This is a genomic window from Brevibacillus brevis (assembly GCF_001039275.2).
Classification (GTDB): domain Bacteria; phylum Bacillota; class Bacilli; order Brevibacillales; family Brevibacillaceae; genus Brevibacillus; species Brevibacillus brevis_C.
The window spans coordinates 1823092-1844774 of sequence record NZ_CP030117.1 but is presented as its reverse complement, the minus strand read 5'-3'; the positions used below and the strand labels follow the sequence as shown (position 1 = coordinate 1844774).

19 protein-coding genes are annotated in these 21683 nt (G+C 47.1%); 8 read left to right on the top strand and 11 right to left on the bottom strand.

Features of this window, described 5'->3' with window-relative positions; genetic code table 11:
- Positions 1-51: 51 nt before the first annotated feature.
- From AB432_RS09320 to gmd, 3 genes are all read right to left on the bottom strand, one after another.
- Positions 52-1722, bottom strand: coding sequence for a peptide ABC transporter substrate-binding protein (locus AB432_RS09320; protein ID WP_048032046.1), 1671 nt, complete (start codon positions 1720-1722; stop codon positions 52-54).
- Positions 1723-1803: 81 nt separating this feature from the next.
- A complete protein-coding gene (locus AB432_RS09315; RefSeq protein ID WP_048032045.1) occupies positions 1804-2829 on the bottom strand; it encodes an asparaginase in 1026 nt (341 codons plus the stop codon).
- A gap of 279 nt (positions 2830-3108) precedes the next feature.
- Positions 3109-4077, bottom strand: coding sequence for a GDP-mannose 4,6-dehydratase (gene gmd, locus AB432_RS09310; RefSeq protein WP_048035747.1), 969 nt, complete (start codon positions 4075-4077; stop codon positions 3109-3111).
- Between the two features lie 228 nt (positions 4078-4305).
- Here gmd and AB432_RS09305 point away from each other — a divergent pair, with 228 nt between their 5' ends.
- A complete protein-coding gene (locus AB432_RS09305) occupies positions 4306-5100 on the top strand; it encodes a glycosyltransferase family 2 protein (RefSeq protein WP_048032044.1) in 795 nt (264 codons plus the stop codon).
- Here the strand turns inward: AB432_RS09305 and glf are convergent, their stop codons facing one another.
- Complete coding sequence (glf, locus tag AB432_RS09300; RefSeq protein ID WP_048032043.1) at positions 5101-6222, bottom strand: UDP-galactopyranose mutase; 1122 nt, start codon at positions 6220-6222, stop codon at positions 5101-5103.
- 106 nt (positions 6223-6328) lie between these two features.
- Between glf and AB432_RS09295 the strand changes: the two genes are divergently transcribed.
- Positions 6329-8065 carry a phospho-sugar mutase gene (locus tag AB432_RS09295; RefSeq protein WP_048032042.1) on the top strand — a complete coding sequence of 579 codons (1737 nt, stop codon included), beginning with the start codon at positions 6329-6331 and terminating at the stop codon, positions 8063-8065.
- 6 nt (positions 8066-8071) lie between these two features.
- Here AB432_RS09295 and AB432_RS09290 read toward each other — a convergent pair whose 3' ends face one another.
- Complete coding sequence (locus AB432_RS09290) at positions 8072-8779, bottom strand: hypothetical protein (protein ID WP_048032041.1); 708 nt, start codon at positions 8777-8779, stop codon at positions 8072-8074.
- A 239-nt stretch (positions 8780-9018) separates the two neighbouring features.
- Here AB432_RS09290 and AB432_RS09285 point away from each other — a divergent pair, with 239 nt between their 5' ends.
- The 6 genes from AB432_RS09285 to AB432_RS09260 all read left to right on the top strand — a co-directional run bounded on the left by AB432_RS09285 (position 9019) and on the right by AB432_RS09260 (position 15810).
- Positions 9019-9876 (top strand): hypothetical protein, encoded by an 858-nt coding sequence (locus AB432_RS09285; protein WP_048032040.1) that lies wholly within the window; start codon positions 9019-9021, stop codon positions 9874-9876.
- A 126-nt stretch (positions 9877-10002) separates the two neighbouring features.
- Complete coding sequence (locus AB432_RS09280; protein ID WP_048032039.1) at positions 10003-10974, top strand: GDP-mannose 4,6-dehydratase; 972 nt, start codon at positions 10003-10005, stop codon at positions 10972-10974.
- 43 nt (positions 10975-11017) lie between these two features.
- Positions 11018-12253: a glycosyltransferase family 2 protein gene (locus AB432_RS09275; protein WP_048032038.1), complete on the top strand. Its 1236-nt coding sequence runs from the start codon at positions 11018-11020 to the stop codon at positions 12251-12253.
- A gap of 30 nt (positions 12254-12283) precedes the next feature.
- Positions 12284-13240 (top strand): GDP-L-fucose synthase family protein, encoded by a 957-nt coding sequence (locus AB432_RS09270; protein ID WP_048032037.1) that lies wholly within the window; start codon positions 12284-12286, stop codon positions 13238-13240.
- Positions 13237-14343, top strand: a complete 1107-nt coding sequence (locus AB432_RS09265; protein WP_048032036.1) for a glycosyltransferase family 4 protein — start codon at positions 13237-13239, stop codon at positions 14341-14343. The genes AB432_RS09270 and AB432_RS09265 overlap by 4 nt, the downstream gene beginning before the upstream one ends.
- A 27-nt stretch (positions 14344-14370) precedes the next feature.
- Complete coding sequence (locus AB432_RS09260; RefSeq protein WP_048032035.1) at positions 14371-15810, top strand: FkbM family methyltransferase; 1440 nt, start codon at positions 14371-14373, stop codon at positions 15808-15810.
- Positions 15811-15862: 52 nt separating this feature from the next.
- On the opposite strand, the gene AB432_RS09255 is transcribed toward AB432_RS09260, so the two are convergent.
- The 6 genes from AB432_RS09255 to AB432_RS09230 all read right to left on the bottom strand — a co-directional run bounded on the left by AB432_RS09255 (position 15863) and on the right by AB432_RS09230 (position 21646).
- Positions 15863-16750 (bottom strand): NAD-dependent epimerase/dehydratase family protein, encoded by an 888-nt coding sequence (locus AB432_RS09255; protein WP_048032034.1) that lies wholly within the window; start codon positions 16748-16750, stop codon positions 15863-15865.
- Positions 16751-16786: 36 nt separating this feature from the next.
- On the bottom strand, positions 16787-17380 hold the full coding sequence (locus AB432_RS09250; protein WP_048032033.1) for an FkbM family methyltransferase: 594 nt from the start codon (positions 17378-17380) through the stop codon (positions 16787-16789).
- Between the two features lie 14 nt (positions 17381-17394).
- A complete protein-coding gene (gene rfbF / locus AB432_RS09245) occupies positions 17395-18174 on the bottom strand; it encodes a glucose-1-phosphate cytidylyltransferase (RefSeq protein WP_048032032.1) in 780 nt (259 codons plus the stop codon).
- The gene (gene rfbG, locus AB432_RS09240) at positions 18171-19289 is read right to left on the bottom strand and encodes a CDP-glucose 4,6-dehydratase (protein ID WP_048032031.1); all 1119 of its coding nucleotides are present in this window, start codon (positions 19287-19289) and stop codon (positions 18171-18173) included. The genes rfbF and rfbG overlap by 4 nt, the downstream gene beginning before the upstream one ends.
- The gene (locus tag AB432_RS09235) at positions 19282-20685 is read right to left on the bottom strand and encodes a sugar phosphate nucleotidyltransferase (RefSeq protein WP_048032030.1); all 1404 of its coding nucleotides are present in this window, start codon (positions 20683-20685) and stop codon (positions 19282-19284) included. Before AB432_RS09235 ends, rfbG begins: the two co-directional genes overlap by 8 nt.
- A 115-nt stretch (positions 20686-20800) precedes the next feature.
- Positions 20801-21646, bottom strand: coding sequence for a hypothetical protein (locus AB432_RS09230; RefSeq protein ID WP_048032029.1), 846 nt, complete (start codon positions 21644-21646; stop codon positions 20801-20803).
- Between the last annotated feature and the right edge of the window lie 37 nt (positions 21647-21683).

Sequence of the window (21683 nt, the reverse complement as noted above, 5' to 3'; positions counted from 1 at the left end):
GAAGACAAGAACGTTTCAAATATTCGTTCTTGTCTTCGCTTATTTTACTTATTACTTATTGCCGATTTCTACCCATTTGTAGTCAATCGTGCCGACTGGATGGCGAATGATGCCTTTAATGTTTGGTTGCTCCATAAATACTTTTGTGCCGAAATAGATAGGTACGAGTGGCATATCATCCATGAAAATTTTCTCCGCGTCATGCATGAGCTTGAAGCGCTCGGGTTCGTCGGCAGTGTTGCGAATCTTCTCGACCAGTGCGTCATACTCTTTGTTGCTGTAATTGATACGGTTTCCAGGATGGTCAGTCACGAACAGCTCAAGGTAGTTGACCGGGTCTCCATAGTCGGCAGGGATCGTCGAGCGGGAGAATTGGAGAGTACGAGCACGCTGTTCTGCCAGGAATACTTTCCATTCTTTGTTTTCCAGCTTCACATCTACCCCGAGATTTTTCTTGTACATTTCCTGCAAAACTTGCGCGATGGCCTTGTGCGCATCACTGGTGTTATACGTCATGGTGACAGGTGGGAGGGTTGTCCAGCCTTCTTCTTCCATCCCTTTTTTCAGCAGTGCTTTTGCTTGCTCTACATCGTTATCCTGGAAGAAATCCCCACCCTTTGTGCGGAAATCCGTTCCGTCTGGCTCCGGGAAGCCCAATGGCACGTGAGCCATGGCAGGTGTTTGTTTCCCTTGCACGACATTGTCAATCAGTGTCTTACGATCGATGGCCAGCGCAAATGCTTTCCGAATGTTGGCGTTCGTGAATGGAGGCATTGTGGTGTTCATCCGGTAGTAGTAGATGGACGCTTCCGTCTCTACCTTTGCTTCTCCAGAATCGATCAACTGTTTCTTCATATCATTAGGGACAGTCTGGATCATGTCGAGCTGACCCGTTTTGTACATTTGGAATTGCGTATTTTCATCGTTGACCATGACAAACTCGATCCCCGCATATTTGATCGAATCACGGTCCCAGTAGCCGTCGTTTTTCACCAGCTTTACTGATTGGTCATGTACCCAATCTTCCATTTTGAACGGTCCATTCGTTACGATACTTGCAGCGCCTTCCGCCCATTTCGGATTGCTCTCTACGACTTTTTTATTCACCGGGAAGAAGGTCGGCTGCGTCAGGATGTGGAGGAAGTAACCTGTTGGCGCCTTCAGCTTTACCTCAAACGTCTTCTCGTCTACGGCTTTTACCTGTACGCCGTCTGCATTTCCTGTTCCTTTGTTGAACGCTTCTGCTCCATCGATGTAATAGGCGAGGAAAGCAGACGGGAATGCATTGTTCGGATCGACAATGCGCTTAAACGCAAACTCGAAATCCTGCGCTGTCACGGGTTCACCATTCGACCATTTGCTATCGCGCAATGTAAAGGTATACGTTTTTCCATCCTCACTCACTGCCCATTTCTCGGCCATGGCTGCTTGCGGCTTGTGATCCTTGTCCAGTCGAACCAAGCCTTCCATTGTGGCATTCAACACTTCATTGGAAGTACTGTCAAAGCCTTTTGGCGGATCGAGCGAAGGTGGTTCGGTCTTCAGGTTGAGCTTGAGTTTTGCAGCGGCGTTGGCTTGTCCACCTGTATCTGTGGACGCTTGACCTGCTGTCCCTCCCCCTGCTGGCTGTGTCGGCGTTGCCGACTGACTACAACCGGTAATGGCAAGGACAGTGACAAGTGCAGCGGTACTAAGAAGCTTCCATCCTTTTCGCATGTTCATTGCATGTGACCCCCTTTTCTTTTTTAAACAACAATTAGACTTTGTTGCTTTATGGATAAACGGCACCGCTGGGAATGCCATTTATACACGTAAAGAAAAATCTGTCTTGACGAGGCGGAAGGACGTCTCAATCCGTCCAACAACGTTACCACTCATGTTTGTAATGGGCGGGTTGGTGTATTCCGCGAGTTTGTCCAAAGGACCGTCCATGCCGATTCCCAGTTGACGAAGCACTTCATTGACGACCGGATTGATCGCCCGTGGTCCTCCATCCTCGATTTTGATGGCAATGCCCAATCCTGTTTCTCTATCGCCCAGGCAATACACGGACTCTGCGCCTGCCTTCCCTACGATACGACCGGCAAAGGCTGACATGAGGTCTGTGCAATATCGATTCTCGCCTCCGACCATTTCGGGATGAGCGGTCATGGCATCCGTAATTCGCTGAACCGCTTTTCGTCGCTCTGGATTCTCGATCACCTCTGGTCTCGCCAGCTTGGCGAATGCCCACGCGTAATGGGCGAGCGGCAATTGATGGACAGGAACCCCACATCCATCTGTCCCGAGGTTGATTTTGTCTTTGGGGTAGCCTGTTATGTCCTCGACGACTTCGAGAATCCGCTGCTGCACTGGATGCGTAGGCAAATGATAGGTAGTCACGTCCTCCCCCATATGTGTTGCAGTGGCAACCATGCCGGAGTGCTTGCCGGAGCAATTCGAGAAGATGGGTGTAAGTGGCTTGTCTTCCCGAATCAGTTGTTTGTAGCTCTCCTCATGACGTGGCACATGTGTCCCGCATTGCAATGCCGCTTCTGGCTGACCTGCTCGCGCAAGCATTGAGAGCGCCCGCGTGCGATGGCGCGGCTCTCCACTATGAGAAGCGCAACAGAGCGAAAGATCAGCCGGCTCAAAACCATACCGATCTGCCGCACCCGTCTCGATTACCGGAATCGTCTGCAACGGCTTCATACTGGAGCGTGCATATGTAAGGCGATGGGGATCACCATACGAATAGAGCAATGTCCCCTGCGAATCAACGACTGCGATATGTCCGAGATGTGAGCTCTCTACCTGTTCTCCCCGGTATACGTTGGCAACGACGTTCATAGCAAGTCTCCTTTGAGTGCGAATAGTAGAATGTTTGCACTTTTCTACAGTAAGCAATTAACGTGCCAACGCAAGGATATGACAGTTAATAATGAATTTTCTGCTATTTTATCTATGAGTAACGGGACAAAAATAACAGACCGCACGATAAACAAGCCACCCTATATATATTAATGAGTTGTCCTTTTAAATGATTAGGCTACCTCTATCATCAACCAAAAGAAAAACACCCCTTTTCATCCCGCAATCGGAAATAGGGTGTCCTGAATAGCCTTTCTCTTATTGTTTGGCAACCCGCTGCAAATCCGCTTCAACCATCATGTGAATGAGCTCTTCCAGCCTCGTTTTCGGTGTCCAGCCTAGCTCTCTTTTCGCTTTTTCCGGATTGCCCAACAAAATGTCCACTTCTGCTGGCCGGTACAATTCCGGGTCGATCACGACGTAATCCAGGTAGTTCAACCCAACATAGTCGAAGGCGATTTTGCACATCTCTTCCACTGTCGAAGTTTTTCCTGTCGCAATGACATAGTCATCCGGCTTATCCTGCTGGAGCATCAGCCACATCGCTTCCACGAAATCACCAGCAAAGCCCCAATCCCGCTTCGCCTGGATATTCCCCAGCCGCAGCTCCTTTTGCTTGTTCGAGGCAATTCTTGCGACAGCATGTGTCACTTTCCTCGTAACGAATTCCAGCCCACGCAAAGGTGATTCATGATTGAATAAAATGCCGTTGGTGCTAAACATCTGAAAGCTTTCCCGATAGTTTTTGGTCATCCAGTAGCCGAACAGCTTGGAGACTGCATATGGGCTTCTTGGGTAAAAAGGCGTTTGCTCCGATTGCTCTGGCTCCTGGATTAATCCGTACAGCTCACTTGATGAAGCCTGATACATTTTGATGGCAGGGTCCGTTTCCCGAATCGCCTCCAGAACATGCAGGACACCCATTCCTGTTACTTGCGCGGTCAAAATAGGCTGCTCCCACGACGAACCGACAAAACTCTGCGCACCTAAATGATACACTTCCTCTGGTTTACATGCCTTCAGTGCACGCGTCAGCGACGACACATCCAATAGATCACCTTCCTTGTACTCGACGTGATCTGCGATGTTCAAATACTCCAGCCGCCACCTGTCCACCGTGCTCCGGCGTGGTACCAGTCCTACCACATGGTACCCCTTTTCAAGCAAAAATTTTGCCAGATAAGCGCCGTCCTGACCTGTGATTCCTGTAAGGAAAGCTGTTTTCATCCGCTTCCACTCCCCTTCTTCAGGCTGTGCCGTAATGTTCATTCCGGTAAGTTCCCTGAGCATCTCTTAAGCTTATGCCGGACCATGTTCATACGTTCAGTTGTCAGGATAGGGTCAAGAATAGAAGTCCGAAATAAACTAATGAAGGCAAACCATTGTCATTGATCAAGGAGGAGATAAGCAAGTGATAGATATTTTAAAATAACCAAAAGAGGTGTTTCGACTGCCATGTCGCGCATTACTGTCGTGATTCCAACCTATAATCGGGAAAAGTATCTTTCCACAGCCATCGAAAGTGTGTTGAACCAGACGCACAAGGAATGGAAGCTCCTCATTGTAGATGACGCCTCTACTGACCACACGCATGCCATCGTAGAAAAGTACCTCGATGATCCCCGCATTTACTACGTGCTACTCCCTGAAAATTCAGGGATCGGCAAAACAATGGCTGCTGCTCTGGAACGAATTGACACGCCCTACTTTGTCTCACTTGATTCGGATGACTGGTTCGACGAAAAGACCTTAGAAATTTTGTTGGATGAAATGGAACGCCAGCCCGAAACCACGAACGTTGTGTTCTCCAACACTGTTTTTTGGAAGGAAGTGGGTGACACGCGAGAACTGTCCGAAATCATGCGGCCTCCGATCTATAAAGATAAGTATGATTACCTGGAAGCTCCGATGGTTTGGCCTCGTTTTTATCGGACACAAGCGGTTCGTGATGTCGGCGGATTTGAATGTGATGATCCTATGCAGGGAAGGTTTTCTCATGACAAGTACATGTTATTAAAATTGATCGGAACAGGTGATATTCACTGGGTCGATGCGAACCTCTATCATTATTTGATTCACGAGAGCAACAATTCCCACACAAAAAACTGGCCGCAATGGACAAAAGCAAGAAAGTACATCCTTACGAAAATCTTGAAACTGTGGGGCGACGAGTACGAGCCTGTTTTTGTGTACACACCCGAGGGATGGATTTATGTAAACGAGCTCATTCCGAAAAAAAAGCCTTCCTAACTATTCTGCGACAATCTGTTTAAACAAGGTCAATGCCCGCGCTACAGCTTGATCCATGTTGTAGTATTGATAATCCGCGAGCCTGCCCGCAAAAAGTACTTGATCGCGTATTTGCTCCGCTTCTCGTTTATAGAGGCTGTATTGTTGGCTATTTTCCTTGCGCGGAATGGGGTAATAAGGCTCGTTTTCGCCAGGTGAATACGGCTGTGGATATACGAAGGATATGGTTGTATGAGAAACGACTTGACCTGTGAGGTGCTTTTGTTCGAGGATTCTGGTGAAATCATACTCATTGGGATAATTGACAGTCCCCACTTCTTGGTACCATGCCTTTTGATGCGTTTCAAAATGAAAGCGCAGGCTTCGATAAGGCAACCGTCCATGCTTATAGCCAAAGAAGGTATCGATCGGGCCTGTGTAGATCATTCGTTTATACCCGATTTCATCCGCGATTTCTTGATAGTCCGTATTGAGGAGCACCTTTATATTCGGATGGTGGAGCATGCGATGGAACATTGCCGTAAAGCCATGCAGCGGAATTCCTTGATACGTGTCCTGAAAATACCGATTGTCCCTGCTGACATACACAGGAACCCTTGCGGAAACAGACTGATCCAGCTCCTCCGGCTTCAAATCCCATTGTTTGATCGTATACCAATAAAAGACTTTTTGATAAATGAATTCAGCTAAAAAACTAAGCTCTTCATGTGCACTATCCCGAAGCTTCAGAATCGGAATCTTCGCCCCGAATCCATAGTGACGGATCAGTAAGCTCTCCAGTTTCTGCGCATATTGCGGGGAAAACAAAGCGGACAATGCATTTAGATTGAAAGGCAACGGTATTTTTATGCCATCGACATAGGCACGCACCTCATGAAAGTACGGCCGCCACTGGGTAAAACGCGACAAGTAGTCCCAGACCAGCTTGGAATTCGTATGAAAGGTGTGCGAACCGTATTTGTGAATCAGTACCCCCTGCTCGTCATAGCAATCATAGGCATTTCCTCCGATATGATTACGCCTCTCTACCACCAATACTTTCTGATCAAGCTCATTGGCAATCCGCTCTGCGAGTGTAGCACCCGTGAATCCAGCTCCGACAATCAGCCAATCCACCTTCATGTTAGACTCACACCCTCCCGTCTTAATCACATCCACTCACTCACTTACCATTTCGTTAATACCCTAGTAAATGATGTCGTACTCTACACGCGGGAGTGAACTCTACATGAATGCAAACTGGCACGCACACTACACACGCTGGAACGAGTGTGAATCCCTCGATCCAGAGCTTCGTCAGCAGTTAACCACCATGCAGGCTGATGAAAAGCAGCTTGCGGATTGCTTCTCTGCCCCGATTGTATTTGGAACCGGAGGCATGAGAGGGATCATGGAGCCGGGAATAAACCGCATCAATTTATACACGATTCGCAAAGCAAGCGCAGGGCTGGCTCTTTATTTGCTCGAAACATACCCGGATCAGGCGGTCAAAAAAGTCGTCATTGCCTATGATTCACGGAAACACTCACAGTTGTTTGCCAAAGAAACCGCCAAAGTTCTCGGTCAGTACGGGATTACTACATGTATATTCAAACAACTGACTCCTACCCCTCTGCTTTCCTTTGCCGTGCGCCACTTTTGCGCGTGTGCGGGCATTGTCATTACAGCAAGCCACAATCCTCCCGAATATAACGGCTACAAAATTTATGGCGCAGACGGGGGGCAAATTACGCTCGCGACAGCCGAACGACTGATGGAACAGATCGTTGCAGCCGGAAATGAACTCGAAATTACCCCAGCCGATGAGCAAGAGCTGTACAAAAACGGACTTCTCCACTACATTGACGATTCTCTCTTGCATGCGTATTTGGAAAAAGTAAAACAGTTGCGCGTCCATCCAGACTTATCACCTGCCATCCGAGAGCAAGTGAAGATCGTCTTTACTCCCCTGCACGGTACAACGCATGACTCGATCACACGCGGATTGGCATTGTTCGGGTATACACAAGTGAGTGTCGTGGAAGAGCAGGCTGTCCCCGATCCTAACTTTTCGACCGTATCCTCGCCTAATCCCGAAGAGCCTGAGGCCTTTCGAATAGCGATTTCATACGCCAAGCAGGTGGATGCCGACGTAATCATGGGGACGGACCCTGATGGAGATCGCCTCGGTGTGCTCGTCAAAAATCAGGCAGGAGACTACAGCGTCCTGTCAGGGAATCAATTGGGAGCCTTGCTTCTTCATTACCTGCTGGAAACCAAACAAAAAAAGGGGGAGCTCCCCTCTAACGGCATTGTATTGAAAACAATCGTCACGTCCGAAATGGGCAGAGCCATCGCGACAGGCTTCGGTGTATCGACAGAAGACACTTTGACAGGCTTCAAATATATTGGTGAAAAAATCGAAGCCTACGAGAAGAGTGGAGCCTACGTCTTCCAATTTGGTTACGAAGAAAGCTACGGATACTTGATCGGCGATTTTGTCCGGGATAAGGATGCCGTTCAAACTGCTTTGCTGCTTGCTGACATGTGCGCGTATTACAAATCACAGCACAAAAGCCTCGATGACACATTGAAAGACTTATTCAACCGTTACGGTCACTATGCGGAGGAGCTGATTTCTTTCACGTGCAAAGGAGGGGAAGGCATGCAAAAAATATCGGCAACGATGTCTTCCCTGCGCAATCAGCCGCCTTCCCAACTCGCCGCTCACCCCATCATAGCCATCGAAGATTATGCCAGTGGAATCCGCACAGATTGTCAAACGGGTACAACCACGCCACTCACCTTGCCTGCATCAGATACCATCAAATACTTTTTCCACGATCATTCGTGGTTTTGTGTCAGACCCTCAGGCACGGAGCCAAAAATCAAAATCTATTTAGGCGTAAAAGGAACGAGTGAGCAGGAAAGCCAAGAAAAGCTTTTCACCTTGAAACACGCTGTCTTGCAGTTGATCGGATTCTAGTATGGACTAGATCTCCAAGTACGGACCGGATTGAGGAGGATGTCCGCCCGCGACTGTTCCGTAACGAGGAGGATGATAAGCTTGTTCTGGTGTTCGTTCAGGAAAGCCCGATTGAAGAAGCAAGTCGCGTCTTACAAAAAAAGCGTTGACGCCCTTTGAATCTGTTCCCACCAAGGCATATCCCAAGCTGGTTCCCAAAATCACCAAGGAACTCAGGCTGGCACCATAGTAGGTATTGCCACCCCATTTAAAATCCGGCTGATACACGATCACCATTTTTTGTGGAGGCGGAAAAGCCGCATTGTACTCAATCACGACAAGTCGCGGGGTGTAAGCAGAAAGAGCTTGCCATACCCAGTAGTCATTGCCGTCAATGTCGATAGAAAGCAGATCAAATTCTTTTTGGACACCATTTTTTTCGAATAAACCAGCAATATTTTCTCTTGTGATCAACTCATTCTTGATGATGACCTGGGGATAGGAAGCATAATCCGCAGACATTTTATTGCAACTGTTCAGGTCGCCTTCCATCGCCAATCCACTCCATCCGTGCTGCGTGACGAGATTTTTGAGCATACATTCCGAGCCATCCCCAACTCCGAATTCTACACAATAGCGATTCGTAGTTCCGATTCGCGAAAATATTTCTTCAATGATGCCGTCTTCTCCATTTTGGGAATACACTCGTTTTTCATATCGGTTTAACACATCCATTCTCCCCATACCTCCATTTACAACATCCGTCTTTACGTATCTTATTTTTCTTTTGGCGGATACGATTGGTCATTTAATGAACAGGCTGCAAAACAGGCTATTTGCATGCATCTCATACAAAATGTTCCAAATAAGAGGCGCCAGCCGTTTCAAGGCCCTCCTCGGGACAATATAGTAAGGATAAAGTTTATCAATAGGAGCCTAGTAGGCATTTTGTAAGACAGAGGAGATGTATAATTGTGAGTTTGCCCATCGTGTTTATTCACAGAACGGCTGAAGCGCATGTAGGATTATGCATGCAACAGGCGAAATACAGCAACCCTTCTTCTCGTGTCATTCTCATCGGAAGCCCAGAAAACAAGTATCTTTCTGCGGAAAATACAGAGCACTTCCTGTTGAGCCATTTCTACCAAAGCGCCCAAGCTTTTTCTTATGTTTACAAGCACTCCACTTCCAACACCTACGAATACAATCTGTTTTGCTTCCAGCGCTGGTTTATTTTGCGCGATTTTATGAGGAGTCAAGGGATAGAACGTTGCTGTTACCTAGACTCGGACGTAATGCTATACACCGATATCAGTAAGCGAGACAACGAGGAGTTCGATGACTTTACATTTGAGTATACCTGGACGACCGTATGCGACCTGGAAATACTCAATCAATTTTGCGATTACGCGACCAAATTTTTTCGCGACCCTCTTCACTACCAGACTCTGCTTCAATTCGCAAAAGAAATCGGAGATGCCCCCGTTTCTGACATGGTGTTGTTTATCCTGTTTCACAATTACGCGCTTCGCCGCAAAGCTACGTATGGTATCGTTGCCAACGGCTTTTTCGATCATAATCTCAACTGTCCTTTTGCTCCAGCCTGCCCGCAGGCTGACAACCTAGATGGGAAGAAGCAGATTTATCAAAAGAATGGCGCACTCTATTGCAAAATAACCGGGACGCCTGACTACCTTAGCGCTCATTCCTTGCATTTTCAAGGACATGCAAAAGCATATATCCCCTACTTTCGCTCACAGGACATCCCGAACACAGATGATTTCATGTATTTCGATTATCCGACCTGCAAATGGGTGCCGGCCCAACCCTGATCCCCATAAAATTCCCATTGGAAACGAGCTGTGCGCCGTTCCCTTTTTTCACGTTTTTCCATATTCATAATATGTTAAGCTGTTCATCCTTCGCTATGAGCATCATGGACAGGGGGGATTCGACTCATGAAGGCATTGATTACCGGAGTAACGGGATTTGCCGGCAGTCACTTGGCTGAGTATCTACTGTCGCGGGGAGATGTAGATGTTTACGGCACATTCCGGTCCCTTACCAAAAAAGAGCAGCTAGGGCACCTGATGGACCGTGTGCAAATGGAAAACTGTGAATTAAAAGATCCCCAATCTGTAAATGAACTCATCCAGAGAATAAAGCCCGATCTCATTTTTCACCTGGCCGCTCAAAGCTTCGTCCCCACCTCGGTGTCGTCTCCTGCAGATACGATGGTGAACAATATTGTTCCACAGTTAAACTTATTCGAGGCGGTACGCAACCATGCTGTTCCGTGTAAAATTCAAATCGCTTGCTCCAGTGAGGAATACGGTCTGGTTTATCCGGAGGAAATCCCCATTAAGGAGACCAACCCCCTCCGTCCTCTCAATCCATACGCGGTCAGTAAAATTGCCCAGGATTATCTCGGGTATCAATATCATCACAGCTACGGTTTGGCGATCATCCGTACACGCACATTTCATCATACAGGTCCGAGAAGAGGCGAAAGCTATGTGACCTCTAATTTTGCCAAACAAATTGCCCAGATTGAGCTTGGTCTGCAAGAGCCAAAAGTACATGTCGGCAATCTTGAGGCGATTCGAGACTTCACGGATGTACGAGATATTGTCAAAGCGTATTGGTTGGCAATTACCCGAGGCGAACCGGGTGATGTATACAATATATCCGCAGGTACTCGTTATACCATCGAAGACATGTTAAAGACGCTACTGGCCTTGACTGATGTGCAAGTACAAATACACGTTGACACCAATCGGTTGCGCCCCTCTGATGTAGACATCGTATTGGGAGACTCTTCTCTATTTCGAGAAAAGACGGGATGGGAGCCCGAGGTCTCTTTCCAGCAAACGATGGAAGATTTATTGAATTACTGGCGCTCTGTACTACGCCAACAGAACAGTTCTTAAAACGTCGAGTGGATGAGTAGAAAAAATCAGGAGGGAACTTTTTATGTCCATGCAATCCCTTCCTCTCGTCAGTGTCATCACCCCTTCGTACAATCAGGCAGCTTTTATCAAACGAACGATCGAGAGTGTATTGACACAGGACTATCCCCATATTGAGCATATTGTGGTAGATGGCGCCTCAACTGACGGTACACAGAATATTTTGCAGCAATACAGCCACCTAGCAGACCGCTTCCGCTACGTTTCCGAACCAGATCGCGGCCAATCCCATGCCATCAATAAAGGATTGCAAATGGCACGTGGTGAGATTATCGGATGGCTCAATTCAGATGATACGTATTTTCCCGGTGCCATTCGAAAGGCTGTGGCAGCCTTGCAGCAGCATCCCGATTGGGGCGTAGTATACGGAAAAGGGCTCCACATTGATGAGGATGACAAAGTAAAATATCCGTACATTTGGGTGGAGTTTGACAGAAAAAAATTGTTTAATTTCAACATCATCTGCCAACCCGCTGCTTTCCTGCGAAAGCATGCTTTTGAAGCAGTTGGTGGTGTAAATGAAGAACACGACTGGTGCATGGATTACGATTTGTGGAACCGGATTTCCTTGCATTATCCGATTGGAACGATTCCGGAATTCTTGGCTAACTCACGCTTATATGACGCGTGCAAAACGTTTGTCTATGAATTGGAGCCAGGGTTTTCCGAAATCTTGAAAACAAGCGTGAAGCATCATGGGACCATCTCGAACGAATGGCTTTATCACTACACGCAGAAGCATTACAAGCAAGGAGCCTTTTGGTTTCTCAACAAGCTGAAAGCGTATCATGCATTCGGACCCTCTCCTCAAATCATTGCATCCAACCGCTACTCAGACTCGTGGGCTCCCCAAAACCTGCGAATGACTATCGAAGCCAGTCATGGACCGATGCACGCCTTGCTTATAAAAGGAAGCAACCAAAATATCGCCCCTCTTCTGCATTTCCATGTCATCAGGAATGGGAAACTCGTACACAATTTCCAAGTTACCCAATCGCGTTTTCAAGTCGTAATTCCCATTACCTCAGAGGGACAGCAATGTGAAGTGAGTATTTTTTGCAGCCAGCAGATCCTTCAGAACCACCCCAACAATCCTAAAGTCAAACGATCTGTCAGCTACCACCTGGAAGAAATCCTCCCGCTTTCCTATGAGGAGTACCAATTTTATCAGGAATTTACCAAAGGCAAGGCCAACATCGAAAATTGGGTAAATCGCAGAGTCCCTTCGCCTCGAATTTGAATGCGGACGAGAAAGGCAGGTTGACACGAATTGAATCTGGCGAAAAAACGGATTGTGGTTACTGGTGGATCAGGATTTCTAGGAAGCCACGTCGTTCATCAATTGCGCAAGCTGGACTGTACGGACATCTTCATCCCTAGAAGCCATGAATACGATCTTCGCAAAGAACATGATGTAAACAAGATGTTGCAAGATTTCCGTCCCGATATCATTCTTCACTTGGCTGCCGTGGTCGGCGGAATTGGCGCGAATCAAAAAAACCCCGGAAAATACTTTTACGATAATTTGATCATGGGGACTCAGCTCATGGAGCAATCCCGCTTATTCGGTGTCGAAAAATTCGTAGCCATCGGAACCATTTGCTCCTATCCGAAGCATGCGTCTGTACCGTTCCAGGAAGAAGATATATGGAATGGTTACCCTGAAGAAACCAATGCTCCATATGGCTTAGCCAAGAAAATGATGCTGGTGCAATCGCAAGCCTATCGCGAGCAATACGGGTTCAATTCCATTTATTTGCTTCCTGTCAATTTGTACGGTCCAGGCGATAACTTCGATTTGGAAACCTCACACGTCATCCCTGCCATCATTCGAAAATGTGTGGACGCAATTCGCAATGACGAGAAGAAGATCGTTCTCTGGGGAACGGGCAGCGTCACACGGGAGTTTATTTATGTAGAAGATGCCGCACAGGCGATTATTGCTGCAACTATGAGCTATGATCAATCTGAACCGGTCAATATCGGTTCTGGTCATGAAATCTCCATCAAAAGCTTAGCGGAAACGATCAAGCAGCTAAGTGGCTTCCAAGGAGAGATCGAATGGGATAAAACCAAGCCAGACGGACAACCGCGCCGCCTTTTGGATGTGACCAAAGCAAAAGAACGGTTCGGCTTCGTGGCACAAACGTCCTTACTTGCTGGTTTGGAGAAAACGATTGCCTGGTACATGGCACATCCTCACGTGCAAGGGAGGCTCCCTACATGAGAGTCGGAATAAACCTGATGTCAGTGATTCCTGGCAAAATCGGCGGGATGGAACAGTATGTCAGAAACTTGCTGGCCTACTCGATGAATGCTGGCGACGGCCATCAGTGGTTTCTTTTTTTATCCTCACACAATTTCCATACCTTTGAGGCGCAAAAAAATGTGCGCAAATTCATGGTCCCCGATCACGGTAATGCACACGCGATGCTTCATTTCTGGATCAACTCCCTGAAGTTGAATTTGTGGTTTTGTCCGCTGCTTGTATTGAATCCATCCGATGTCACAATTCCTTCTGTTATCAACATTCCAGATATCCAACACGAGTATTACCCGGAGTTTTTCGATGCTCATTCCTTGCGCTGGCGACTAGACAACTACAAATCGTCTGCAGAGCGTTGCAGTGCCGTGCTGACTCTCTCGGAGTTTTCCAAGCAAACGATCCTCCAAAAATTCGGGCTTCCTCCGCATAAAGTACATGCGATCCACCTGGATGCCTCGCGGGAGTTTTCCATGCCGCATAATGAGGCACTCAACCAACAGGTCATACAAAAGTATAAGCTGCCCAGCCAATATGGCTTTTTCCCCGCGAATACATGGCATCACAAAAATCACCTGAATGTCTTCAAAGCACTTGTCACTTTGCGGGATAAACACCATATACGAATTCCCATGGTTTTCACCGGTTTTGCTCAAGAGGCTCATCAAAACGTCATGAATTACATCACAAATAACCAGCTATGGGACCAAGTCAAATGGCTCCATTACGTACCGCAGGAAGAGATGCCGTATTTGTACCGGAATGCTCAGTTCCTTTGCTTCCCTTCCCTCTTCGAAGGCTTTGGCATTCCGCTGGTAGAAGCCATGAAGTCCAACATTCCAATCGTTTGCTCCAATGCAGGGAGCATTCCTGAGGTCGTGGGTGACGCTGCTCTCACCTTCGACCCGAATATTTCAGATGATATCGCAGTGAAGCTCGCCCATCTTTATTTGAAACCTGAGGCAAGAGCAGACCTGGTTACCAAAGGCATCCAACAAGCCAAGCATTTTTCGTGGGAGAAATGTGCGCGCGAAACACTGGCTGTCTTTACTTCCGTCGCACGCTAATGTCTTTTGAAAGGAGGTCTTCTTCGTATGTCACGCATGCAACAAATTCGGGAGACGTGGAGGAAGGAGCGCCGAATCCCGTTTCCCTTAACTGAACAAGAGACTTGGGATTTTTGGCTGTTGGAAGCACCGACAAACGATTTGAAAAAGTCGAAGATCAAGCATATTGCAAAAACGATGGGCATCCGCACCTTGATCGAGACCGGTACGTTTAAGGGAGACATGCTGCAAGCGATGAAAAACCATTTCGACTTGCTCGTTTCCATCGAGCTGGATGAAGCCTTGTTTATCGCGGCAAAAGAGAGATTTTCAGGCGACAGCCACATCCATATCCTCCACGGTGACAGTGGAGAAGTGTTGACCAACCTGATGTACTCTGTCACAACACCTTGCCTGTTTTGGCTGGACGGCCATTACATTCCCCGCTCATCTGAGGCAGCCAAAGGAGACCTGGACACCCCTATCTTGCATGAGCTGACTGCCATTTTGCAGCATTCTGTCCAAAATCACGTCATTTTGATTGATGATGCTCGTTGCTTTATTGGTCCCAATCCATTGTTGAACGATTATCCCACTATCCAGGAACTACGAGAATTCGTTCATTCTCTTCGTCCCGACCTCTTATTCGTCGTAGGAAATGACATCATCATGATCTACAATCCACTTGAAGGAGCAACGAATTCGATGAAGAAAGTTGACTTTCACCTGCCGTTTGACAATCAAACCTTTACCGTCTACGGGGACGGCTCCGATCAAAGCGTCCTGTACTTTATGGAGTATTACCAAGGATACTATGAAGACTACGTTATCCTTCCTCTGAAAAAAATCGTACAACCTGACCATGTTTGCCTAGACATCGGAGCGAACATCGGTCCGATCTCGCTCGCACTGAGCTATCTCGCGCCTCAAGGCAAGGTGTACGCATTCGAACCCTCCGATGTCAATTATCCTTATCTCCTGCGCAACCTGGCCGAGAATCACATCACCAATGTCGAGCCACTCCAGCTCGGAATAGCGGACCGGAACGGGAACATTCATTTTACTGACGACCCGCGCGGTGGCGGATGGTCTTATATCCCGCATGAGCCAGAAGCCGTGGAGAAATCCACCCAATTCATATCATGTGTCAGGCTGGATGACTGGGTAGAGCAGAATATGATCTCGCGCATCGACCTCATTAAAATTGACGTGGAAGGCTCAGAGGTCATCGTCTTGGAAAGTGCCATGCGAACGCTTAAGCAGTGGGACCCGGATGTAATCATTGAATTCAACCCAGATAGCATCAAGGAAAACTTCGGCAGACATCCACTCGTGCTATACACACTGCTGGAGAAATTGTTTACCCATCTGTATATGTTTAAGCGGGACAATACGGTGGTAAAAGTGAAGAACTACAACCACTTGCTAGACGAAATGAAACCTTTCCACGCTGATCTGTTCTGTACGAACAAGACTTTCCTCGATTAAGCACACATAATAAAAACATGGCTGAAGGCTCGCCATGTTTTTTGTTTCGTTGCTATTTGAAAGTGGCCACTACCTTTCTCAATCCATCCTCCAGCTTTACACGCTGATTCCACCCTAGTGCTTGCAGCGGTCGAATATCTGCTTGTGAATGCATGATTTCCATGTCGGTATACGCAATCGATCCGAACTTCAGGAGCGTACTTGATTGGGTTATATGCTGAACCAGTTCTACAAACTCTCGGATCGAGGTTGCTGTACCTGTCCCTACCTGGAATTCCGTAAATCCTGCGGGTAGACGAGCAGCATGCGCCAACAACACACGAAAGGCAGAGACTACATCGTCCACATAAATAAAGTCCCTTGCTTGCTTTCCTTCTGTTAGCCTTAGTTCGGGTTGATTTTCGAGACAGCTTTTGATGACAGAAGTGACAAACTTATTCGGATTATCATACGGACCATACACATGCTCCAGCCTGACGTTGATGAATTGCAAGGAAGATATATCTGCTAGACATTTTCCCCATTCTCGAAATTGACGCTTCGTCAAATTGTATGGTTGTAGATGTTTGGGTAATCGGACGGGCGCACTGGAAAACGTATCTGTATTCAGAAAAACAGGGGTTCCAGAGCGTATGGCCACATCCAGCAGTTTCAGCGGAAAGGTCACATTGGTATCTACGATCGTGGCATTGCTTTCGTTGTTGCGTCCATAACAGGTTGCTGTATGGATAATCGCATCGATTCTCCCCTGCTCGAAAAAAGGAGCTTCCCATTGACCTCGATCCGTATCATAGGTAATCAAATCAGGTAATATGTCCTGGATACGCGAGCAATCGGAAGTGCTCCTTTTTAAAATGATGACAGTATGTCCGTCCAATCGCAGCGCTTTTACGAGCTGGCTTCCGAGAAATCCTGTCGCACCGGTCACAAGTATCTTCATTTGGGATCGCTCCCCTTCACCTGCTTGGCACTCTCCTTATATCCAGTTCAAGTCAATGTTGTGAATTTGTTTTTCTTGCATGACCCTCCGAAAGTGATCGGCTTTCGTTTTCAAGCCTTCAATCAGCCATTCATGATTTTCTACGACGATTTTTTCTATGTGAAGGTGTAAATTTTGCTCCACGATTTTTTCCAACAGTTCAAATTCTGCCCCCTCAATATCGATTTTGATCAATTTGATCGGGCGGTTGAGCATTTGGATGAACTGTGACAAATCGATTACCTCTACGTCTACATATTTTTCAGGATTCGTAACCGGATGATTGGTCAAAAGAGAAGAGGCATACGCAGACCCTGCCGGATCCGTATGGTAATGTTCATGCAAATGCAAGCGCAGCTTGTCGTTTTTATGCCAAACCGCTTTGTTTATACATACGACATTGGGATAGGAACCAACCCTTTTTTTCAATTCCTCAAATACGTATGGATTCGGTTCAAACGCAAAGACGAGGGCGCCTTTATCCGCCATTTTTTGAGAAATGACCCCGTAATTTGCCCCACAATCGATAGTAATGTCCCCGTATCCGATCGGAGAAAAAACCTCTTCACTGTTCTCGTTTAATCCACCCACTCCTGCTTCCTCCTTCATGTTCGGCTGGTTGCCCATGCTGCTTTTCCGGATTTCCACAGTTCTTCCAAGTAGTTTTTATCTCTCAGCGTATCCATCGGATGCCAAAAACCAGTATGCTTGAAGGCCATCAGTTGATTCGCCTTGGCCAAGCTCTCCAGCGGCTCTTTTTCCAATACCGTCTCATCACCCGCAATATAATCGAATACGCCCGGTTCCATAACAAAAAAACCAGCATTGATCCAACCGCCGTCCCCCTTTGGCTTCTCCTGGAATCCTGTTACAGTGCTCCCATCGGCAATATCCAATGCTCCGAATCTGCCTGGCGGTTGAGTCGTGGTGATCGTTGCGAGTTTTTTATGCGCGCGATGAAATTTTACCAGCTTTTCAATATCAATGTCGGATAAGCCATCTCCATACGTCAGCATGAAGGTTTCTTCTCCCACATACTTCTGAATGCGCTTCACCCTTCCACCTGTCCCTGTGTCTTTCCCTGTATCAATCAATGTGACTCGCCACGGAGCAGCATTATGATTGTGAAAAGTGACCTGATTATCGTTACGAAAATCAAAGGTCACATCAGAATGGTGAAGGAAGTAGTGCGCGAAGTACTCCTTGATCATATAGCCTTTGTACCCGAGACAGATGATGAAATCATGAAAACCATACTTGGAATAAGTGGACATGATATGACAAATGATGGGCCATTCACCGATCTCAATGAGCGGTTTCGGACGAAGATGCGTTTCTTCTCCAATGCGTGTGCCATACCCTCCTGCTAGGATGACGACTTTCATTGGCTGCCCTCCTTCCTCTGGTGTTCACTGGCCCTATCTGTATACGCTGCGATTTGGGCCAAACAGATCTCCCTTACGCATTGCTTTTGCTGATAAGCCTTATGCCACGAAATGATACTGTCCAAGGTCTGTTCGAGTGACCACTTGGGCTTCCAGCCTAGTACGCTTTTGGCTTTGGAACAGTCCAGCTTTAAATATTGGGCTTCGTGCCATTGTGGATCGGTTCGCTCTGCTTCAAAGCGGGCACCAGCTCCCCATCGTTCACACAATTGCCGAGCGATCCACTCTACCGATCTGGCATCGTCCTCATTCGGACCAAAATTCCAGCTCTGAGCGTAATCCTTGCCATTCGCCCACATTTTTTCAGCGAGCATCATGTACCCTTTCAAGGGCTCCAGGACGTGCTGCCATGGCCGAATTGCTTTTGGATTACGGATGGTGATTGTCTCTCCCTTTATCAAGGCACTCAGGCAATCCGGTATCAATCGATCAAGAGCCCAATCACCGCCACCGATTACATTGCCTGCTCGCGCTGAAGAAACGGCTACGCCATGCTGGTGATACTGGTCGGGGTGAAAGAAAGCATTGCGATAGGAGGCAGTCACTTGCTCCGAGCATGCTTTGCTGTTGGAATATGGGTCATAGCCACCCAACACATCCTGCTCACGGTATCCCCACACCCATTCCCGATTTTCGTAAACCTTATCCGTCGTAACATTGATGATCGCTTTGATTTTCATTCCATCCTGAACAGCGACTCTCGCCGCTTCGAGTACATTCACCGTACCCATGACATTGATTTCGTAGGTTTCCGCCGGATATTGATACGACAAACGCACCAGCGGCTGGGCGGCCATGTGAATGATGATATCCGGGTTTGCTTGGTTGATCGCTTTTTGAACACTTTCCTTCGATCTGACATCATCAATGATTGAATCAACCAATGAGCTGATTTGGGCACACTCAAAAATACTCGGATTCGTCGGCGGCGACAGCGCATACCCTGTTACCTTCGCCCCTAAATGATGCAGCCATAAGCATAGCCATGCCCCTTTGAACCCCGTATGACCTGTGATCAACACTTTTTTGTTTTGCCAAAACGCTGGATCAATCATCGTGATCACCGTGCTTCCCAATCTGCTCCCGAATCGCTGACCACGTCATTCCGAGTCGAACGATATCTTCTTCCACTAGCTGACTTCCCATCTGTACCTCGATGAATTCCAGCTCGGTCGTGGCTTTGATTGCATGTTTGGCTCCTACCGGGATTTGCAATACGTCACCTGGTTCAACCTGGCTCAACTGATCATCCAAGATGAACTCGCCGCAGCCTTCTACGATGATCCATACTTCGCTACGATGGTGATGGAATTGATAGCTCAAATTTTTCCCGGCGTATACATGGATTCTTTTCGTTAATACTTCCACATCGTCTTCATTCTTCTGAAAATGCATAACTTGATACCATCCCCAGCGCCGCTCTTCATACATTGGGCGCTTTGTCCAATCCAAGGCCAAATTTTTGACCATATGACTTTGTTCCTTGGAAGAAACGAGGATGCCATCAGGACTGGCCGCCACGATCATATCCGATAAGCCGATGGACACGATAGGTATGTCCAATTCGTTGATAACGTGCGTATTCGTGCAACTCTCATCAAGCAAAACCTTACCGATTGCATTCTCGCTCATTTCTTCCGTGAGCGTATTCCACGTCCCTAAGTCCTTCCAGTCTCCGTCATACGGGAGAACGACTACTCTCTCTGCCTTTTCTACAATCTCATAGTCAAAGCTGATGGCAGGCATTTGGCTATATTGCTCAAGCATGCGGTTGTATTCAGTAGGCAATCCTTTTTGCTCTAATTCGCGAATGAGATAACCCAATCGAAAAGCAAAAATTCCACAATTCCATAGGGCCTTCTTTTCTACTAAATCCTGCGCTTGCTCAAGTGACGGCTTTTCTTTGAAGCTTTTTACTTTTTGATAGGCATGAGGCCTTTCACCCTGATCCGACTCTGATTCTAGTTGTGGAACAATGTAGCCGTATTTCGTAGATGGATACGTAGGCTTCACTCCGATTAATGCGAGATTCGCGCCTGATTTGAGTATGGTGTTCTCCAGCTCCTTGATCCTGTCCATGAAGCGATCCTCAACGAATGGATCAACAGGCATGACGGCTATGACCTCATCCGGGTCCAGTGTCAATGCAGAGTACAAATAGGTCACCGCTAAAGCAATGGCAGGGAAGGTATCTCTTTTTTCCGGCTCCACGATCAAAGGAACGCCTTCTCCAAGTTGGCTTTGAAGCAAGTCAACATGCGAGCCGCCTGTTGAAATATAAACAGGCTCCGACCAATTGCGGGAGGCCAGTTGCCTCCACACTCGTTGAACCATCGCCTCTGGTTGGGAATGTGCATTGCCTACCAACTTCAAGAACTGTTTGGACCTGACATCATTGGAGAGCGGCCACAGCCTTTTCCCTGAACCACCCGATAGCAATATCAGTTTCACCCAGGCCACCTCTATCCGTTTATATCGTGTTGTATGCACCATCTTATGCGTCTGTCGCAGTCGATGCTCTATCGTCCAATGAAAATGGTCAAATAACACGAGGAATGATAGAAGCCTATAGAAACTGAATCCAACGATTCGAAATATAATCGAAAATATAAGAACCTGCTTGCGGGAGATAGGGAGCCGTGAAAAACTTCATATGGTGCTTCGTGTATCCTTGAAAATGAAGAGAAAACAACGGCAGATATAGATTCGATGCCTTATCCTTGCAGCACAGGACTCCATTTATCGAGTAAATTTTCTTAAAGCCATACAAATTCTCCACCGAAGCAGACTGCTGAATATTGCCGTCAATAAAGCCGTCATGAAACAAGCCGTTCGTCATTTGGTAACCCTTGAATTGTCCAAGAAACAGCAAGGCCAGCACCATATCTGTAATTAAAGGCTGATTGAATCGGACATGTTCCTTTCTCTGCATCGTGAAATGGACGACTTTCGCAAAGGATATCGGATTGGCAAACTGAGACGTCATAAATTCGCAAAACTGTTCTAGCTTCTGCCTATCTAAGAAATTGGTCCATACGAATTCCATCATAAAGTTGTTAAAACGCGGATGGTTCACGTCGGTAAACAGCATGACATCCGTATCGATATAACAGCATTTCGAAATCTGATGCTTTTTCATAAACGTCAACAAAATAAACCATCGTTGAAAACAAAACAGATTGTACTCATAGGGCATGAAATGAATATGTTTATAGACTCTCGTCATTTCACTAGCGCCATGCATGTAATCGTCTATCATTTCGTGAATAACGCCGTTCATCGCATACCTTCTGTTTCCTCCATTCCCTATCAGATAGACGGGCGAATGGGGATTACTTATTTTCGCTTGCTGCAAGCTGTATGTGAGATAATCATCGTCCCCTCGATGGATGATCACGATAGGCAAGGGCATACTCTTTCCGCCTCCTTTTTCTCCCCATACTTTATGT

What these genes read in the sequence shown, in the direction of transcription:
- AB432_RS09290 (WP_048032041.1), bottom strand. Translation starts at nt 8,779, where the DNA reads ATGGATGTGTTAAACCGATATGAAAAACGAGTGTATTCCCAAAATGGA.
- AB432_RS09280 (WP_048032039.1), top strand. Translation starts at nt 10,003, where the DNA reads ATGAAGGCATTGATTACCGGAGTAACGGGATTTGCCGGCAGTCACTTG.
- AB432_RS09255 (WP_048032034.1), bottom strand. Translation starts at nt 16,750, where the DNA reads ATGAAGATACTTGTGACCGGTGCGACAGGATTTCTCGGAAGCCAGCTC.
- AB432_RS09305 (WP_048032044.1), top strand. Translation starts at nt 4,306, where the DNA reads ATGTCGCGCATTACTGTCGTGATTCCAACCTATAATCGGGAAAAGTAT.
- AB432_RS09315 (WP_048032045.1), bottom strand. Translation starts at nt 2,829, where the DNA reads ATGAACGTCGTTGCCAACGTATACCGGGGAGAACAGGTAGAGAGCTCA.
- rfbF (WP_048032032.1), bottom strand. Translation starts at nt 18,174, where the DNA reads ATGAAAGTCGTCATCCTAGCAGGAGGGTATGGCACACGCATTGGAGAA.
- AB432_RS09230 (WP_048032029.1), bottom strand. Translation starts at nt 21,646, where the DNA reads ATGCCCTTGCCTATCGTGATCATCCATCGAGGGGACGATGATTATCTC.
- AB432_RS09320 (WP_048032046.1), bottom strand. Translation starts at nt 1,722, where the DNA reads ATGAACATGCGAAAAGGATGGAAGCTTCTTAGTACCGCTGCACTTGTC.
- AB432_RS09260 (WP_048032035.1), top strand. Translation starts at nt 14,371, where the DNA reads ATGTCACGCATGCAACAAATTCGGGAGACGTGGAGGAAGGAGCGCCGA.
- AB432_RS09265 (WP_048032036.1), top strand. Translation starts at nt 13,237, where the DNA reads ATGAGAGTCGGAATAAACCTGATGTCAGTGATTCCTGGCAAAATCGGC.
- gmd (WP_048035747.1), bottom strand. Translation starts at nt 4,077, where the DNA reads ATGAAAACAGCTTTCCTTACAGGAATCACAGGTCAGGACGGCGCTTAT.
- AB432_RS09275 (WP_048032038.1), top strand. Translation starts at nt 11,018, where the DNA reads ATGTCCATGCAATCCCTTCCTCTCGTCAGTGTCATCACCCCTTCGTAC.
- glf (WP_048032043.1), bottom strand. Translation starts at nt 6,222, where the DNA reads ATGAAGGTGGATTGGCTGATTGTCGGAGCTGGATTCACGGGTGCTACA.
- rfbG (WP_048032031.1), bottom strand. Translation starts at nt 19,289, where the DNA reads ATGATTGATCCAGCGTTTTGGCAAAACAAAAAAGTGTTGATCACAGGT.
- AB432_RS09295 (WP_048032042.1), top strand. Translation starts at nt 6,329, where the DNA reads ATGAATGCAAACTGGCACGCACACTACACACGCTGGAACGAGTGTGAA.